The following is a 20079-nucleotide window of genomic DNA, read 5'->3' as shown; positions in this document are numbered from 1 at the left end:
ACCATTCATCTAACTAAAAATAAAGCTTCGTCTAATTACAAAGCTAACTAACTCTAAATCAATCTATTTTTGAACCACATTAATAAACCAAAGCCATGAAAATTTTAGCCATCGACGATCAGCAATTAGTGCTTTTACCATTAAAAAGAAGATTAACCGAACTTGGTTATGAAGTTATCACTGAAACTGATGCATTAAAAGCCAAATCTATCTTTGATAGTTTTGAACCCCAGTTAGTGATTGTGGATATTAATATGCCAGTAATTTCAGGAATTGAAATTATTAGATATATAAGAGGTACAAAAAATAAGCAGACACCAATAATGGTACTATCCGGCAACACCGATGATAATCTAATTGTTGAAAGTTTTGATCTTGGTGTTGAGGATTATATGAAAAAGCCTTTAAGTCTGGATGAAGTTTCAGCCAGGGTGAAGCGTTTAATAGGTTCAGTTAATCAGGAAAGAAAACAAGTTTCACAAAATACGATTATCGAAAAAAGGTGTGTTGGTGTTGTAATCCCATGCTATAACGAAGAAGACCGATTATTAAGCAAAGAATTTACCGATTTTGTTGAAGGACATTCTGGCTATCATTTGTGTTTTGTTAATGATGGAAGTAAAGATAATACTCTAAAAGTTTTAAAGGATCTTAGAAAGGGACGTGAAGACTATATTACGGTTTACGATTGCGAAAAAAATGGTGGCAAAGCTGAAGCGGTTAGATTGGGCATGTTGCATATGGCAGAATATACCGATCTAGATTATATTGGTTTTTTAGATGCCGATTTATCTACAGATCTTACTGATTTTGATGATTTAGTAAAGACAATAGAAAATTATAATTTTAAAATTGTTAGCGGTAGTCGCATTTCCAGAATGGGCGCTGACATTGCAAAAGAATCGGCTAGACAAATTATTAGCTTAACAATTAATTTTATTATCCGTAAAATTCTAAGAATGAATTTTAAAGACACGCAATGTGGTGCCAAGATTATGGATAAGGAAATTATTAAAATAGCATTTCAGGATCCATTTATTACCAAATGGCTTTTTGATGTTGAAATTTTTATGAGAATGAAGAAATATTTTGGCGCTAAAAAAGCAGAATCTTTTATATGCGAACAGCCGCTAAAAAGATGGGTACACGCAGATGGTTCTAAATTATCGATGAAAGATTCATTCAAAATCGTCTTTCAACTAGGACATATTGCTACTCATTACAATAAAAAAAATACAGAAAATATAAAAAAGGAAAATTACAATTACGCTATTAAACCAGGTAAGCAAAAGGTTATTTAAAATAAAAATTCAATAGTTAAGGTCTTAAATTTAAAGGTCTTAACTATTGAATTTTAAACTATAACACAGTTTCCTTATTCCTTATTTTTGAAGCAAACCTGACATTTTTCAAGTTCGTCATACTTATCTTTCAACTTACGTATAGTTGCATCTATTTCCGGTAAGTTACTCATTTCAATAAAATCTGAATTATTGGGAATTAAAGGACAATCACTTTGATGTACGATATGATAAAGACCTAGAGTTCGCCTTTTTTCAATATAAACTTTATTTATTTTTTGCACTACTACCTCCATTGTAAACTAATAATTCACAATTATATAACTTTTCGTTAACTTATAATTAAGAAGTGTATTAAGTTTTGCATTTCACAACCAAACTTAACATTAAGAAATGATAAGTTTTTGAGATACAAATAGTTATTAAATATAGAATATCCTTCGCAGCATTTTTTATTGAAATTCTACTTAATTGTCGTTTCTAATGATCGAAGCTTATCTTTTACGCTTCAATTATGTCGAAAAAAAAGAGCTCAAATATTGAACTCTTTTTTGCTTTATTATACTTATATCCAATTATTGATTGTTTCCCACCAATGTTTCTAATAAATCTGGGTATAATATTGCTCCTGTATTTCGGTTGAACATGGCAAAGCCATTTTCGCCATTGTCTCCATTATCCCAATAGATTGGCACCAAACCATTTGTTTGTGCTGCCTGGGTTACATATTCCAAATAATCTTGCCTGTACTGCTTATGTCCATTTATATTTGTCCTTGCTATAGCACCATACTCCCCTAAAATAACAGCGATACCTTGGTCTATAAAGTTAGTTTTCATTCGTTGAAATTGTTGATCTACGTAAGATTCGTTAGCCCAACTTTCTACTTTATTAGGATCGGTAGCATTACTTCCCCATTGCGTAATATTGCTATCTGCATTTAGCGCAAAATTGTAAGGATCGTAGTAGTGCACTTCTATCATCAATCGTTCTTCTACAACATCATCAGGAATTTCAGCAAAATTAACAGTATGATCTATGTTTGTATTGAACCCCTGCACCACTAAATATCGATACGCGTTTTTCCCGCCTGTAGATCGAACGGCATCTACAAAAGTTTGATTAAAACTATTTTGAACCGTGTAAAATTCTTCGGTAGGAGTATTATAATTATTTTCCACCATAACTTCATTTGTACCTGCAAATAAAAGTTTTGGGCCATAATCCATAAAATGATTACCAATTTGCGTCCACATAATATCTAAACGCTCATTTACTTCATCTTGATCTGCATAGGTTGGTTGCATCCATCCGCCATCCCAGTGAATATTCATAATAACATACATATCGTTATCAAGTGCATAGTTTACCACTTCTTCTACTCTGGCCATCCAACTATCCTTAATAACATAATTAGCAGCATCTGAAAACTTACTCCAGGCCACCGGAATACGAACAGCCTCAAATCCAGCTGCCTTTACAGAATCTATTAGACGCTTCGAAACCATAGGATTTCCCCATTCAGTTTCTCCTCCAATAGCTTCTAAAGAATTTCCTAAGTTCCATCCAATATCTATTTGACTCGCAAATTCAACAGCACTCATTGTAGTCATACCAGTACTATCGGGCTCTACTGCGAAAACAATTTCATCTGAAGGTTCTGGAACCATAGCTTGCTGAGAAATATTAACGTCGAACGAATGGTCTCCTGAAGTTATAGTGATCATCGAAGAGCGCGCAATAGTGTCTTGATTTTGTGAAGCGCTTAAATTCACTTTTTTGCTTCCTCCTGCGGAACCTTCAGACCAAGAAAGCCATTCTCCTCCTCCGTCAATAGTCCAGGCTTCGTTACTATTGATATTTAGAACATTATTCCCTCCATTGGAAGCGAAATCGATTTCGTTAGGATACACAGAAAAATCTAATGACTTTGAAGCAACAACCTCATCGTCATCTGAGCAAGAGACTAAAAAAGGTATGGCTAATACAGCCAAAAAAATAAATGTTAGTTTTAGTAATTTCATAATAACAGTTTTAGGTTAATATTTTAATCAGCAAATCCTAAGATTTGCTGATTATCAATTTATTTAGTAGTAGTTTCTAATTTTAAAACCCATGCACTTTCGCTAAGCTTTTTTGAAGGTGTAGATAATTTTAGACCATCAGCTTGCAATTTAAATTGAACTTCTTCTTCACTACCTAAGAAATGTGCATTTACAATAGAGAATTTCTTATTAGAAGATAATTCTGCAAAAGATTTTAATAATACCTCTTTATTACTTCCCGGCCATCCTAAGAAAATCACATAAACAGTATCTCCTTTTCTAGTGTATCGAACATCTTGCGGGGTATAGGTGATTTTATCTAAAAACATCCCCGATTTTTCCTGTTTTGTAGGGCCCTCGCCATAAACATTCCAAGTATCGGTGTCGTAAATAGCTTCTCCGTTAACATCAAGCCACTCACCGATTTCCAACAAAATTTGTTGTTGATTTTCAGGAATTACGCCATTAGCCATAGGAGAAACGTTCAGCATTAAAGCACCGTTTTTACTTACAATATCAGCTAGTAAATCAATAATTTCGTCTGAAGTTTTTAATCCAAGATCATTGGTATAACTCCAGCTTCCCACAGATACAGTTTCATCTGTTAACCAATATTCTTCGGTTTTCTGGTTCATTCGACCTTTTTCCAGATCTTCCAGACTTACCGATTTAGGTAACTCTCCTTCTTTATGAGTGATAACGACTTCTTTATCATTCTTTTCAGCATAATTAAAATAATCGGCTACAAATTGTACTTTGATTGAATCTGGAATTTTATCCAGTTTACTGTCAAAATAGATCAAATCTGGACCATATTGATGAATTACTTCATGAAGTTCCGATAGCCAATTTTTGTAAAATTGTTCTTTAGGAATATTCCCATACATAATACTTAACAACGAATCCTTTGATGAGGTTGGCATTTCTGGATCGTAAGGGAAATAAGACGTATCATCCTCCCATTTTGTAGAATCTTGTTGAAATAATTGTAATGTTCTCGCTTTATGGAAAGAAGTGATAAACTTCATCCCATTGCCATGAATAGCTTTCTCCAACTCTCCAACCAAATCACAATGGGGTCCCATATCTGCCGCATTCCAAGGATTGGTTTCACTATCCCAGTTACTCCAGCCATCGTGATGTTCTGCTACAATTCCGGCAAATCTTGCACCAGCCTTTTTAAATAATTTCGCCCAGTCTTCAGCATTAAACTTTTCAGCTTTAAACATCGGTACAAAATCATGATAACCAAATTCTGATGGTTCGCCGTACGTAGCTACATGATGTTTATATTCGTCACTCCCTTTAATATGCATATTTCTGGGATACCAGTCGTTCGCATAAGCAGGAACCGAAAGAACTCCCCAATGCGCGTAAATACCGAACTTGGCTTTCTTAAACCAATCTGCGGCTTCGTTATATTTCGCCAGAGAATCCCAATCTGCTGCATATTCTTTTGAAGTAACTGTATCCTTTTCTGCTGAACTCGTTTTCTTATCGTCTTTACAGGACGCAAAAATAATGAAGATCGAAAACAGCCAATATTGAAGAAATTTTGATTTCATAATTACTGAATTGTAATCTCTAATTCCTCTAAAATATTTCTGGAACTATTTCCTAATTTCAAATTATAGATGCCCGGTTCTACAACCCAATCTTTCGATGAAACATCGTAGTAAGCAAGTTCTTTTACTGGAAGCTGAATATTTACACTAGCTTTTTTACCTGCTGAAACCTCAACTTTTTTGAATGCTTTTAGTTCTTTATCGGCTCTTTCAACTGCACTTTCTATTTTGGAAACGTACACCTGAACCACTTCTTTTCCAGCTAATTCCCCTGTATTTTCAACATTTAGACGTATTGAAATTGTATCGTTTTGAGTATAGGTTTTAGTATTTGTTTCAACATCAGAAAAATTGAAATCTGTATATGAAAGTCCGTATCCAAAAGGATAAAGCGGAGCTATATTTTTAGTATCGAACCAGCGGTAACCCACTAGTATTCCTTCGTCATAACTTACCGTTTCATCACCCGGAAAGCTGTTAGTTGCATGGGCTGGAGAATCTTCCAGCTTTTTAGGCATTGTCCATGGTAATTTTCCTGAAGGATTTACATCTCCCAACAAAACATTTGCTAACGCATTTCCTCCTTCTGAACCATTAAACCAACTCCACACTAAAGCTGAAGATTTCTGACTAATCTCGTCTATATCGTATGGTGCTCCCGCAATCATCACAACAATGGTGTTTGGATTTGCTTCTAATACTTTTTCTATCAATTCTTTTTGACCAAATGGTAAATCTAAGCTTGCACGGTCTGAAGCTTCTGTTTCGTAATCTCTATTAGAACCGGCAAATATGATTGCAGCATCTGCATTTTTAGCAGCGTTCACAGCTTCTTCTACCAATGCGGGATCAAGTTCGTCGATAGTTACAGGACCACTAAGCGTAACATCTCCTAATTTTGCTTTTTCGGTTTTAGAATAACGCTCTTCGTATCCCTGGGCGAATTGAATATTCACTGATTTTGGTAAACGATTTTGCAATCCTTCTAGCGGAGTAACTTCACGTTTGGTTTTTACACCGGCACCAAATCCTCCCAGTGCATTTTTCTTCTTTGCATTATCACCAATCACCGCCAAAGTTTTAATTCTGCTAGCTTTCAATGGCAATAAATCGTTCTCATTTTTCAGCAAAACAACCGATTCTGCTGCAATATTATAAGCGTCTTTAAAATGCGCTTCTGTGCTTATACTTCCTTTCTTGCGATCATCAGATCCCATACTTTTTACAGAGTACATTACGCGAAGTACACGCTTTACATGCTTATTAATTTCTTCTTCAGAAATTTCACCGGCCTTAGCAGCATCTATAAGCGGCTGGGCTAAGAAAAATTCATCAAAATCTTTAGGCGTTCCCATTTCAATATCGAGTCCGCTTTTTAAAGAATTTACAGTAGTATGTACTGCAGCCCAATCTGAAATCACTACTCCTTCAAATCCCCACTCGTCTCTAAGAATCTGATTCAGCATATAATCATTCTCACAAAGATATTCACCTCTAAATTTGTTGTAAGCGCCCATCATAGAATAAGCATGAGCTTCTTTAACAGTAGCTTCAAAAGCTGGTAGGTAGATTTCACGCAAAGGTCTTTCAGCGATTTTCACATTTACATAATCACGATGAGTTTCTTGATTATTGGCAGCAAAATGCTTTACACATGCAGCAACATTATTATCCTGAATTCCAACAACAAAAGGAACAGCGAGTTTTTTATTCAAAAAAGGATCTTCTGTAAAGTATTCGTAAGTTCTTCCTCCAAGCGGTGTACGGATAATATTTATAGCTGGCGATAAAAGCACATCTTTACCTCTAGCTCTTGTTTCTTTGCCAACGCTATTCCCAAAGGTATAGGCTAGCTCTGGATTCCAAGTTGCCGATAAACCGGCACCAGCCGGATAGTAGGTTGCATAATCATCATCAAGACCTAATGGTGTCCAGGATTCTTTTTCCAATTCTTCTCTAACTCCTAGGGGACCATCTGCCATCTTTAATTCAGGAATTCCTAAACGCTCTACTGCTGCGGTAGCAAACATGCTATTACCATGTAAAAGTCCGGTTTTTTCTTCCAAGGTCATTTCAGCGATAAGCTCATCTATTTTGGAATCAAAATCTTTAGTGACCGGTTTTCCTAAATATCTCTTTTCTGTACTCTCATTTTGGTCATTTTTAACAAGCTTTTTATCGCCTTTACAGGCCATAAAATTCAGGAAAAGACTCAAACTAAAGACAGTTATTATTTTAGATTTAATTTTCATATAAAATCAGTTTATAGTCGCTATGAAAGCTTTTAATTTTTTAATTGGTATGGTTAATTATTGTTTCTTAAATCTGATGGCCGCCCCACCGCTCTCACCAAGCTGCAATTTTATACGGTCACCAGCGTTTACTTTTTTCTTATCAATAGTGACTGCCGTTGGATTGTTTTCCTGCCCGGTACCCGGTGCATCGGCATAAATTTGTGCTTCGTAAGTTGCTCCTTCATCCAGAAAATCAAGTGTTATTTCTAAATTTCGGGATTCTTCGTTGGTAATACTTCCTAAATACCAATCCTCACCAGCTATATCTTTTCTTACGGTAGTGATATATTTTCCAATTTCGCCATTTAGAACTTTGGTATCCTCCCAATCGGTAGGAACATCGGTAAGAAATTGAAAAGCCGGTTTGTCTATATAATTTTCAGGAAGATCGGCCAGCATTTGCAAAGGAGAATATAGCACCACCATTAATGCTAACTGCTTAGCGGTAGTACTATGCACCCTTCTTCCCGGGTAACCCTGTTTTACTTCTACATCGAAAACTGCAGGCGTAAAATCCATAGGTCCCGCAAGTAAGCGTGTAAAAGGTAAGATTGCAGTATGTGATGGCGGATTCCCGTCACTCCACGCGTTATACTCCTGTCCTCTGGCACCTTCACGCGCCATCATATTGGGATATGTTCTACGCTCTCCGGTATCTTTTATAGGCTCGTGGAAATAAATTTCCAGTCCATATTCCGCAGCCTTTTTCACCACATATCTAAAATAATTCACGCCATACTGGCCATGATGCCATTCTTTCATATTCAGCTTAGAACCTACATGACCAATTTTTACGGTGTGAATTCCTCGTTCTTTATATAAAGCAAAAGCTGAATCTATCTGACTCAAATAATTCGCAAGATTAGATCCTGTTTCGTGATAACCAACGATCTCTACTCCATTTTCAGCAGCATAATCGGTAACCTCTTTAAGGTCAAAATCATCAGCGTCTTTAGTAAAACTAAACTGATGCATTGCATTTTCGTACCAGGAAGGTGTCCATCCTTTATTCCATCCTTCAATTAAAAGGTGATCTATTCCTAACTTATTAGAATAGTCTACATACTCCTTTGCATTTTTTGTGGTAGCTCCTTGCTTTTCTCCTTCCCAAAAGCTGAATTTACCAATATGCATACCCCACCATATTCCTAAATATTTAAAAGTTTCTATCCAACTAGTATCTGCTATTGCATTAGGCTCATTTAAATTTAGAATCAAATAACTTGTAATTAAATCTGTAGGTTTAGAAGCTATTTGCAAAGTTCTCCATGGCGTTGTAAAAGATTTAGTAGTTCTTACTTTTACTCCATCTGCCCATGGCACTAAATCGGTTTTAAGCGTAGTGCCGCCAGTATGAGCCAAAGTAGTGCTAGCAAAATCTACAAGATTAGCTTCATGAAAACTGATAGCCAATCCACTCTCACTCTCAATAGTTAACGGCGTATGAACAGTATCTAGTGTACTTACTTTAGAATCTGTAAATAGATTCTCATAGCGTTGCTCATCGTAAGCAGGAATCCACCACGCCTTGCCATCATCGGCTAGCTGAAACGTGGTAAGCTCGTCCATTATAAAAATACTGTCTTTGATACCTTGCTCTGGGAAGACATACCTAAATGCAATACCATCATCGAAAGCACGAAATTCAATATTCAATTTTCGCTGTTTTTCAGCCTTTTCTTTTAGATGAACTGTAAGCTGATTATAATGATTCCTAATCTTTTTTTTCTCTCCCCAAACTTGCGTCCAAGTTTCATCAAAAGAAGATTCTTCAACATCAACAATTTCTAAATTTTGCTGAAGACTATCGCCATCTTTAAAGACAAAACCCATTTCTGAAGGTAAAATAATTTTGGTTTCACCATGATTCACGGCATATTTTGGGGAATTTCCGTCTAAACTGAAGGTTATACTATTCTTACCTTCTGGAGAATCTAAAGTATAAGATTGTTTTTTTTCTTGCGACGTACAGCTGAGAAATAGCAAGTTTACCGCAATAATAAGGGGTATTTTATTATACATTTTGAATGGATTTTTATTTTAATTTTTTACTACGGAATTCATCTAATTTCAGTTGAAGACTGTAAGTGAAATTTCAGGTTTCTGGGGTTATTTTATTATTGTTTCTGTTTTGAAATTGATTTTATCTGATAAAGAAGTCTGTTTCAGCTTAAATGAATTCCCATCTTTTTCAACTGAAATATTTTCTATTTTTTTTCCGTCAGGTAAATAAATTTTTCCGTTGGCTGCATTTGTTGTCTTATCAGCAAACACCTGAAGTTCCAAATTAGTCCAGTCCATATCTTTTGTCGATTGCGCTAGTTTAATATGCGGTAAAATGGTACCGTTTTTAACTAAAGCTATTATGGGAATATCACCAGCCTCGATCGTGTGCCATCCACCTTGATAAATTTTATGCGTTTGATAATCTATCCAGGTGCCTTTTGGCAAATACACCTCTCTGGCAGTTTCCTCTTCAAATAAAGGAGCCACCAGCATGCTTTCGCCAAATAAATATTCGTTATCAATAAGCCAAGATCCCGCATCATTGGGATATTCTACAAATAATGCTCTCATCATTGGAAGTCCTTTTTCTGAACTTTCTTTAGCCTGTGCGTAGATATAAGGCATAAGTTTGTACCTCATATTATCTGCGTTTCTAAAATCTTTCAAGAAACTTTTGCTATATTCCCAAGGCTCTGTAGGTGGCTCGCCGTGACTTCTTACATGGGAAGATAACATCCCAAATGGTGTCCATCTTCTGTAAATATTTTCAGGAGATTTGGTTACAAAACCACCAACATCATGACTCCAAAAGCTAAAACCACTAAGTCCTAAAGACAAACCACCTCTTAAGGTTGCAGACATCGCTGAATTTGTAGTGGCAGCATCGCCACCCCAATGTAAAGGATAACGTTGGCTCCCCGCCCAGGTACTTCTTGCCCATATTAGTGTATAGCCATTAATTTTTTTAGTAATTTCTGCAACTGCTTTATTGTAGCGTAATGGGAATAAATTGTGTTCGTAAAAACCAGTTCTTCCAGAATGATAGATACCGCTATAAGGTGCTGCTTCTCCAAAATCTACTTTAAAGACACTTACACCAAGATCCAGTAAATGTTTCAGTTTTCCCTGATACCATTCTACGGTTTCAGGATTCGAAAAATCAAGTATTGCATCTTCGTAAGGGATATTTCCTTTTCGATCTTTAACCGCATAGTTATTATCTACGATTTCATTAAAAAGAGTGTTTTTAGGTGTAAAGTATGGTAATTGCCATAGGCTTACATGAAAACCATCCTCCTTCATATCTGCCATCATGGCTTCAGGATCATCAAAACGTTCTTTGGCAAATTCGTAATTATTTCTCCAATCAACATCAAACCATCCCGTATCAAAGTGGATTACATCACTCGGGATTTTATAATCTCTTAAGTTTTTAGCAACTTCCCGCCCTTCTTTTTCAGAAAAATAAGTGATTCTACTCATCCAAAAACCAAATGACCAAAGTGGTGGCATTGCGGCTTTACCAGTTAGATCTGTATATTCATCCAAAATATCTTTAGGGTCTCCCAGGAAGAAAAACAAATCTGCAACATCATCGCCCAGCATCATCTTATTTGCTGCATTAAAATACTTTCCAAAATCTACTGTAATCGGAGAGGAAGTATGCATAAATACTCCGTAACCTCGACTACTCATGTAGAAAGGAATTGGTTTGTACATCGTTTCGTTCTGTACTCCATTAGCATCATCGGTATACAAAATAACTTTTTGCCCTCGTTTATTGAACTGGGTAAAAGATTCCCCACATCCAAATATTTTCTCATCTGGTTGAAGGCTGAAAACCGGACTAAAACTTCTTGAATAATCACTGTTTCTTCTTACAAAAGAAAAAGGCAGTACAGGTGTGTAGGTGTTTTTAACATCTGAATTGTGCAACGTACTGGTTAGCAGCTTCCCATTTTCATCATAAATATTTACGTGCCATGGTTTAGCAATAATTTCTACTTTACCGTGCTCACTTTTAAATTGATGTCCTTTATCTATTATTGAATACGTCCATAATTCAGGATGATTTGGCGCAGTACCATCAACCAGCATAAGAGAAGATTCTGATTGATTGAATTGCGGACCGGAAGTCATTTTTAAGCGAACTGTACGATCTGAAACAAACTGAATTTCAAAAGGAAGTTCAGGCGCTTCTGCGTATTCTGTAGAAGGAAATTCATTTGCAGCAACGGTATCTGGCTTCATCAACATATTATTAAATGCCTGCCGAGTTTGATACTCGTAACGCTTATACTTTAAAGTTCCTTTCCCTGTTTTCGGATTAAAATCCATCAACTCATCAGCGAAATAAAAAGTATTCTGATAGTTTTCAAAATCCTTACTTACATCTACGGGTTCGTTCAAAACATCTGTGTTCTGAACTTGTGAAAATCCCAGAGAACTAATACCTAATGCTACGGATAGCATTATCTTAAATGGACTAGGGTAATTTTTAAGCGTTTTAAAGATCATTGGGTACACTATTTATTTATCGATTGTATGATTACTGAAGTTTTTTCTAAACCTTCAGCAGTTGCAGTTAATTTTAATTCTCCGGCTTCTTCATCAGCTTTCAGGATCACTAGGCATTTTCCGTTTAGGGCAGTATGCTCGGTTCCTTTAAAAGATTGATGATTCGTGGGATCGCCGCTGGCAACTCCATAAATTTCTCCAGGCCCCTCTAAGCTGAAGGATATGTTATGATTCGCTTTAGGAACCATAATGCCCTGTTTATCGGTAATGGTCACCGTAACAAATGATAAGTCTTTTCCATCTGCTTTTATTGTTTTTCGATCTGGCGATAGCACTATTTTTTCCGCATTACCTGCAGTTTCGATAATGGTTTCTTTGACGATTTCCCCATCTTTTCTAGAAACCGCTTTAAGCGTTCCTGGTTGAAAAGGGAAACGCCACATTACATGAAGATCTTCGTCTTTCTTCCGTTTGGTTCCTTGCGACTCTCCATTTAAAAACAATTCAACTTCATCTGCATTATTATAATAAGCCCAAACATCTACAGTTTGTCCTTTCTCCCAATTCCAGTGAGGTAAAATATGAAGAACGGTATCCTTAGTCCATTCACTTTTATACATATAATACACGTCTTTAGGAAAACCAGCCAAATCGACCACTCCAAAATAAGAACTTCTTGAAGGCCACTCATAAGGAGTAGGTTCACCTATATAATCAAAGCCTGTCCAGATATAAAATCCAGAAAGGAAATCGTTCTTTTTAATGATTTTCCAACTGGTTTCATGCAACGATCCCCATGGTGTACGCACCTGATCGAACGCAGAAACTGTATTGTCTTTATTACCACCAGTAAACTTTTTATCCCAGCGTACCGGCCAAACTTTGGTTGTATCTGAAGGAAATTCGTAATAGCCTCTGGTTTGTAGGCCAGAAGTAGTTTCGGTAGCAATAAATGCTGTGTTTGGAAAATTTAGTTGATGTTTCTCCCAGGTTTGATGTGCATAGTTATAACCGATAATATCTAAAGCTCCAGAGCCTGCAAGCGAATTAGGTTGATCTGCAGTTTCTTCAAATTGTATGGTAACCTCTTCATCAGAAACATGTACTGGTGGATTCATCCCTGCGGTAACCGGTCTTGTGGTATCCATGCTCTTTACCATTTCAGATAACTCATTACCTATATTAGCACCTTCTTCACTCCATTGTTCCTGAATTTCGTTACCGATACTCCAAATAAAAACACTGGCATGATTACGATCCCTTTTAATTAGATCTCTTAAATCTTTCTCGTGCCATTCTTCCCAATATTGGCTATAATCGTTTTCAGTTTTAGATTTAGTCCACATATCAAATGCTTCGTCCATTACGATAAATCCCATTTGATCACACAAATCAAGTAATTCTGGAGCCGGTGGATTGTGCGCAGTACGTATACCGTTAACGCCCATTTCTTTCAGAATTTCTAACTGACGTTCTATAGCGCGGGTGTTAATCGCTGCTCCTAATGGTCCAAGATCATGGTGGAGACAGACACCTCGAATTTTTAAGGATTTTCCATTTAAGATAAAACCCTTTTCTAAGTCAAATTTAAAATCGCGGATCCCAAATTTAGTTTCGTAGCGGTCTAAAACTTCATCTTCCTGAATTATATTTATTTGCGCCGTGTATAGGAAGGGCTTATCTACCGACCATAATTTTGGATTTGTAATCGTAAGCTGCTCTTCTACTTCATTCTCAGTATTTGAAGATATCTGAAATTCTGAACCTTTGCTTTTAGTAATAAGCTTATCATCTTCCAAAATTTTTATTTCTACGGAAATATCTTTTTTCGTTGAAAATTGGTTTGCAATCTGAGTTTTGATATTTACAATGGCCTTTTCATTATTGATTTCAGGAGTGGTCACAAAGGTTCCCCATTGTGGAACGTGTACTTTATTCAACTTTTTAAGCCACACATTTCTATAAATACCGCTACCCGAATACCATCTGGAATTTGGCTGATCTTTATTATCTGCTTTTACCAAAATAATATTCTCTTCCTCTCCAAATTTTAAATATCTGGTAATATCATATTCAAAACCGATATATCCATTAGGCCGTTTACCAAGATTGGTTCCGTTGATCCAAACCTCACTATTCTGATAGACTCCATCGAATTGAATTTTGAATACAGAAGAACTATCTTTAGTTGAAATTGCAAAGCTTTTTTTGTACCAGCCGATACCACCACGAAGCGCTCCACCTCCTAAACCTGTAGGACTATTTTTATCAAAATCTTTATAAATACTCCAATCATGTGGTAGGTAGACATCTTCCCAACGATCTGACTCTAATATCTTTTTGACATTGGTTATATCGTCATTCTGTTGAAATTGCCATCCTTCTGTAAATAAGACTTTACGATCCTCAAAATCAGATGTTGTAACCTGACTATTACAAGAAAGAAAACACAATGCGAATAAAATAAATAGTCCAATTGAGAAGTAACGAGTAATGTACTGTTTCAAAGCAATCATAGTTAGTTTATAGAAAACCGGTAGATGTTGTTGCTACCGGTTTATTGATATCTATTCCTTTGGTCTGTAGTGGAAAACGATCTGAGCCATGCCTTCTCCACTTCTGGATTGATCACGAACTACTGCTAATCTTAATGAATTGTTTGAAATCTCAACTACATTTACAGAAGTCCAGTTACTCACATCGCCATAATAATCACCTCCGTAAAGTAACTCTACACCACCATTGAATCTTATTCTGTGATTATCGATGTTATAATTAAAAGTTCCTGCCGAACTTGTTTGGCTATCAGAGTTTAATGCTGTTTGTGTTACAGATACATTGTAACCACCATCAAGATTAAATGAAATCTCTCCCCAATCTTTATTTTCCATTACCCATTCGTTACCAGCATAATCTGGAAACCAGTTCCAATAATCTGCTCCGCTTTCGTTATGGGGATAGTCCAAACCTGCCCATCCAATAGGGCTAGCCATATCTAAAACCCAGGTTTTCCCTTCAACACCATTGGTTAGCATTGCCCACTCGTCTGCGCTAAAATATTCTTCATCATTTGATGATACTTCTACAGTAACAGGATCGGCTTCAACTGGGCCACCTTTTGTGTAAGCGGTATAGTAAACATTGTAAGTACCCGCAAAAGGAAAGGTAATGCTTAGACTATCCTCATTAGATGTACCTATTTCATTTCCTTCGGAATCGGTATAACTCCAGTAGGAAATAAAGTTTGACTCCATACTACGAAGATGTATCTCATTGTCATTTCCATTAGCCTGAGTTACCATGAAATTTAGCTGATCACCTTCTAATGCTACTTCTGGAAAGCTATATTCATCCTGGCAAGAAGCCAGCAACAAACCGAATATTGCAAGTACGATGTAATTAATATTTTTCATAATTTCTTGAATTTAAATTAGAATTACCAACCTGGATTTTGCTCTATTGCACCATTAGATAAAAGAATTTGAGATTGGGGGATTGGAAACCATCCATTAGTTTCAGTTCTAAAAGTCACATCGAATTGTGCACCGTCACCAGAATTATCAATCGCTTGTTTTGCACGATCTAATCCCCAACGAATAAGGTCGAAATAGCGTTTTCCTTCTAAAGCAAGCTCTAGCCTTCTCTCTTCCATTATATTTTCTTTGGTTACAGCTATAGAATGATCGTCGTCTTGAAATGCTCTTGCTCTTACCCGGTCTAAACAATCCTTCGCAAATCCCTGATCGCTATCCATATTTAATTCTGCAGCCATTAATAGGACATCTGAAAAACGGATCACTGCAAAATCTTCGTAACCATCAATTTGAATATCACCTCCATTTGCTGCTACTACTGCTTCCCCAGCTTCATTGGTAATAGGTGCATATTTTTTCCAGGATAATCCTGTATGCTGGCGTTGACTTCGAACATCGTTATCAAATTCCAGCCCTTCTTCTTCGTAGTTGATTATTGTAGCATCACGTCTGGTATCACCTATTTGGTAGGCATCGTAAAGTTCAGGATTTACCGGCGCACCTCCCCAACCGTAAGCGTATGGCCCTAAATTACTTCCTCGGGTTGCAATGTTTACTTGAAAGCGATTTCCTTCGTTAAGTCCCCAATCTCCATTACCGGAACCATTAAATCGAATTGCCCAAACCATCTCAGCATTACCTTCTCCTACGTAATTTTCCATAGAAGAAGCGAGCCAAAGTCTTGAGAAATCTTCAATTAGTTCGTGACCGCTATTATTAACAACATCATTAATATAGGTTGTTGCTTCTTGTTTAGAAACGACTCCTGCCAAATCTGAAGTTTCGTAATAATCGTTATAGAATAAGAATGTTTTCGCTAAATATGCTTCAGCTGCCCATTTTGTAACTCTACCATAATCGGCACTATTATTTAAGCTGTAATTGTCGTCGCTTAGATTATCTGCGGCAAATTTAAAATCTTCGGCTATCAGTGCGTAGGTTTCTTCTGCAGGAGCTCGTGGACTTTCAAATTCTTCTGGACTTAAAGAATGATCTAAAGGCACAATTTCTCCGAACATTCTAGCAAGCTCAAAATGATAATGTGCTCTTAAAAATCTCGCTTCTGCTTCATATTGAATTCTTAGATCTTCATTTCCTGTCCAATCGATACCGTCCAGATTTTCAAGTACGATGTTGGCTCTATAGATACCCATGTAAGAAATTTCCCAAACAGGGCGATTCATCTCTAAATCAGATCCATATTCAAAACGGTCCCATTCTAAAGAAACCTGATTATCGGCTGTACCAAAACCTCCGAAGCAATTATCGGAAGCTATTTCTGAAACCATCAAGAATCCTCCATAACCTTCTCGTTGCAAAACATCGTAAGCTGCAACTAAACCTTCGAAAGCATCATCTGGAGTTTTGTAAAAATTATCCTCAGTTCTTTCAGTATAAGGACTGTTTTCTATAAAATCATCAGAACAGGAAGACATAATTCCTAATGTAACTATCCCTAATATCTTTATATACTTTTTCATTATTTTATCTTTTAGAAATTCACATTTAAGCCTACCATATAAGTTCTAGGTTGTGGATAATATCCTACATCTATTCCTCGAGCCCATGATTGATTAGCATTTCCGAATCCGATTTCAGGATCCATACCTTTGTAATTTGTAAATGTGTACAGGTTGTTGCTTGTCACGTATATACGGAATCTTGAAAAGGCATCAAGTTGATCGGTAAGTTTGGTTAAATCTACACCTAAATTAACTGTTTTGATTCTCAAGAAATCGGCATCTTCTACGTAAAGATCAGAGAAGCGGGTATAATTTCCGTTTGAAGTTGTTCCCCAGGTTGTTCGTGGTAATGTGTTAGAACTACCTTCTCCTGTCCAACGATTTACAATTTCTGTAGTATAATTATTAAACGGTCTTGAATAATCTCTTACCCCGTAAACATTTTGGAAACCTGCCATCCCGTAAGTGTAAACAGAGAAATCAAATGCTTTGTACTGTAATTGCACATTAAAACCAAAGTTTACATCTGGATTTGGATTTCCGATTTCAGTTTTATCATCTTGATTAATTCGACCGTCACCATTTAAATCTAAAAATCGAACATCACCGGGTTGAGCATTTGGTTGAATTAAAGCTCCGTTTTGAGCATATTGCTGAATCTCATCTTCATTCTGAAAAATCCCGTCGGTTTTTAAACCGTAGAAATAACCAATTGGATGCCCAACTTCAACTCTATTCATCTCGTCCAATCCCTGAAACAGTAAATTACTATCTCCATGAATTATCCCTTCAGAATTCGCAATTCTTAGAACTTCATTCTTGTTATAAGAAATATTACCATTTACAGTAAGACTCCAATCTTCACCTAAATCGGTGTTATAACTAGCACTAAATTCTACCCCTTCGTTACGAATATCACCTCCATTGATAAATGGAGCATTGGCTCCGGCGATAAGAGGGACAGATGCTTGTACTAACCAGTCTTTAGTTTCTTTACGATAATAATCGAAGGTTACGTTTATATTTGAAAATATTCTAGCATCAAAACCAAGGTCAAACTGTTCTGAAGTTTCCCATTTAAGGTCTGGATTCGATAAATCATCTGGACTGGATCCTACCTCTAACGGCATCTCGTTATCACCAGTACCAAAATGGTAATTTTTGTTATAAGAACTAATTGTAGAAATATAAGCAAACTGCTGGCTAAATTGATCATTACCATTTTGTCCCCAACTTCCTCTTAATTTAAGAGAATTTATAAAAGAATTATCTGGGAAAAAATTCTCTCTATCGATATTCCAACCTACAGAAAATGCAGGGAAATAGGCGTATTTATTGTTACTACCGAACTCGGAAGAACCATCTCTTCTTAATGTTGCTGTAAATAAATATTTGCTGTCATAATCGTATAATAATCTTGTAAAATAAGACTGAATACTATAATCTACTCTTTGCCCGCTTACAGAATTTTGAGTTTGATCTGTAGCATTAGATAGATAAGCATGCTCAAAATCATTGAAGGTTAGATCTCTTCCGGTAGCCGATTGACCTTCGTAAATATTTTGTCTTGCTGAAGTACCTAAAAGAACATCAATATTATGAACATCTGCTAATGTAGTTTGATAATTCAAGGTGTTTTCCCAAATCCAAGAAATCGATTTGTTCGCGCTTTGAGTAACTTGAGAGGTATTATTATAAGCTACACTTGAAAGCTCATAAATTGGATTAAAAGCTCTATACGTGTTGTCATTAATATCTGCTCCAAAACTAGTTCTAAAGGTAAAGTCGCTATGAGAAACTTCAGCAAAAATATTACCTACTGCTCTATTCGTTTTGCTTTCATTAAAGTTACCGTAATAAAGTGAGCCTAATGGATTTGTAATATCAGAGCTAATATCTGAACCTGCATAATCTTCGTTTTCATCATAAACCGGCATTGTAGGCGGAGCATTCAAAAACCCTCTTATATTATTACTATAAATTCCGGCATCAGAAACCCCTTTATTATATTCATTTGCGAAAGAGAAATTTTCTCCGATTTTCAAATGATCTTCAATTATCTCATAAGTGATGTTATTATTGAAAGTAATACGATCGTATTGTGACTGATCGGTTTGGCTACCAATAATTCCTTCCTGCCCATAATAAGAAAGTCCTGTAGAATAATTTACTTTTTCAGTTCCTCCTGAAATCAATACTGAATGATTTTGTTTGATGGCACCATTATTAAACAATTCGTCTTGCCAATCTGTATTTGCCGCATTATTCAACTCTTCCTGAGTATAAAGCGGAGCATATCCTGAATTTACTCGGGCTTCATTCATTATTAATCCATATTCCCGGCTATCCAATAAATCAAGGGTTCTGGCTACTTCCTGAAAACCTACATAACTATTCACAGAAACACTAGTTACACCTTCCTTACCTTTTTTAGTAGTTACCAGTACTACACCATTAGCAGCACGAGCCCCATAAATAGAAGCAGCGGAAGCATCCTTAAGAATATCTACTCGTTCTATTATTGAAGGGTCCAAATACCCAATACCGTTTTCTACCACAACTCCATCTACAACATATAAAGGAGAATTATTACCAGCAGTTCCTACACCTCTAATATTTACGGTCATATTAGCCCCAGGTTGTCCTGAAGTTGAAGTAATATTTACTCCAGAAGTTTGGCCCTGCAAAGCACTTGTTGCATCTATACTTGCAGTTTGTATTAAATCTTCAGATTCTACCATAGATGTGGCAGCGGTAGATACTTTTTTACGCTGCGTACCATAACCAACTACTACAATTTCATCTAACTCTGATGTTGATACTTGTAGACTCACATTTAATTCAGTTTGATTTCCAACACTAAGTGTTTGAGTTTCGAAACCGATGTAGCTAAATGATAAACTTTCTGTAGATGAAGCCTCTATTTGATAATTACCATCAAAATCTGTAGTAGTACCTCTACTGGTTCCTTCTATAATAACACTAACTCCGGGAATCGGCATTCCGTCGTCAGCGGAGGTGACTACACCTGTGATCTCCTTTTGCTGTGCCCAAACAGTAAACATGCTGCACATAAAAAAAATCGTAGCTAAGAAATAAGGTTTTAACCTAATTTTAAAAATAGTTTGTTGTTTCATATACACTTCTTTAATAAGAAATTCTTAAAATTACCCTGCGTTTTATTCCAATTCAAAAAATTAATAGCTTATAAAATGGATATACATTAACCTAAAACGTTATCGTAATGACTGCGAAATTATCGAATAGAAGCTCTGTTCTAGGGTATCAAATCGTTTTATAAGGGGATAATATGTTTTCAGGTTCGATCACAAACCGCTGAAACACTGCAGGCAG

At 36.3% G+C, this 20079-nt stretch carries 11 protein-coding genes; 1 reads left to right on the top strand and 10 read right to left on the bottom strand.

The window, feature by feature from the left end; all coding sequences use genetic code 11:
- Positions 1–95 precede the first annotated feature (95 nt).
- Positions 96–1301 carry a response regulator gene (locus PBT89_RS04035; protein ID WP_270063505.1) on the top strand — a complete coding sequence of 402 codons (1206 nt, stop codon included), beginning with the start codon at positions 96–98 and terminating at the stop codon, positions 1299–1301.
- 74 nt (positions 1302–1375) lie between these two features.
- Here PBT89_RS04035 and PBT89_RS04030 read toward each other — a convergent pair whose 3' ends face one another.
- The 10 genes from PBT89_RS04030 to PBT89_RS03985 all read right to left on the bottom strand — a co-directional run bounded on the left by PBT89_RS04030 (position 1376) and on the right by PBT89_RS03985 (position 19862).
- Positions 1376–1597, bottom strand: a complete 222-nt coding sequence (locus tag PBT89_RS04030) for a hypothetical protein (protein WP_270063504.1) — start codon at positions 1595–1597, stop codon at positions 1376–1378.
- Positions 1598–1876: 279 nt separating this feature from the next.
- Positions 1877–3325, bottom strand: coding sequence for a cellulase family glycosylhydrolase (locus tag PBT89_RS04025; protein WP_270063503.1), 1449 nt, complete (start codon positions 3323–3325; stop codon positions 1877–1879).
- Positions 3326–3384: 59 nt separating this feature from the next.
- Positions 3385–4911: an alpha-L-fucosidase gene (locus tag PBT89_RS04020; protein WP_270063502.1), complete on the bottom strand. Its 1527-nt coding sequence runs from the start codon at positions 4909–4911 to the stop codon at positions 3385–3387.
- A gap of 2 nt (positions 4912–4913) precedes the next feature.
- Positions 4914–7163: a glycoside hydrolase family 3 C-terminal domain-containing protein gene (locus tag PBT89_RS04015; protein WP_270063501.1), complete on the bottom strand. Its 2250-nt coding sequence runs from the start codon at positions 7161–7163 to the stop codon at positions 4914–4916.
- Positions 7164–7220: 57 nt separating this feature from the next.
- The gene (locus PBT89_RS04010) at positions 7221–9227 is read right to left on the bottom strand and encodes a glycoside hydrolase family 97 protein (RefSeq protein ID WP_270063500.1); all 2007 of its coding nucleotides are present in this window, start codon (positions 9225–9227) and stop codon (positions 7221–7223) included.
- An 87-nt stretch (positions 9228–9314) separates the two neighbouring features.
- Positions 9315–11684 carry a glycoside hydrolase family 31 protein gene (locus PBT89_RS04005; protein WP_270064243.1) on the bottom strand — a complete coding sequence of 790 codons (2370 nt, stop codon included), beginning with the start codon at positions 11682–11684 and terminating at the stop codon, positions 9315–9317.
- 53 nt (positions 11685–11737) lie between these two features.
- Positions 11738–14245 (bottom strand): beta-galactosidase GalB, encoded by a 2508-nt coding sequence (gene galB, locus PBT89_RS04000; RefSeq protein WP_443089607.1) that lies wholly within the window; start codon positions 14243–14245, stop codon positions 11738–11740.
- Between the two features lie 51 nt (positions 14246–14296).
- The gene (locus PBT89_RS03995; RefSeq protein WP_270063498.1) at positions 14297–15142 is read right to left on the bottom strand and encodes a hypothetical protein; all 846 of its coding nucleotides are present in this window, start codon (positions 15140–15142) and stop codon (positions 14297–14299) included.
- 23 nt (positions 15143–15165) lie between these two features.
- Positions 15166–16743 (bottom strand): RagB/SusD family nutrient uptake outer membrane protein, encoded by a 1578-nt coding sequence (locus PBT89_RS03990; protein WP_270063497.1) that lies wholly within the window; start codon positions 16741–16743, stop codon positions 15166–15168.
- An 11-nt stretch (positions 16744–16754) separates the two neighbouring features.
- A complete protein-coding gene (locus PBT89_RS03985; RefSeq protein ID WP_270063496.1) occupies positions 16755–19862 on the bottom strand; it encodes a SusC/RagA family TonB-linked outer membrane protein in 3108 nt (1035 codons plus the stop codon).
- Positions 19863–20079: the final 217 nt, after the last annotated feature.

Origin of the sequence: Zunongwangia sp. HRR-M8, assembly GCF_027594405.1 — a bacterium.
In the GTDB taxonomy this organism is placed as follows: domain Bacteria; phylum Bacteroidota; class Bacteroidia; order Flavobacteriales; family Flavobacteriaceae; genus Zunongwangia.
The sequence above is the reverse complement of the archived record's forward strand: the minus strand, read 5'-3'. Positions and strand labels throughout refer to the sequence as shown.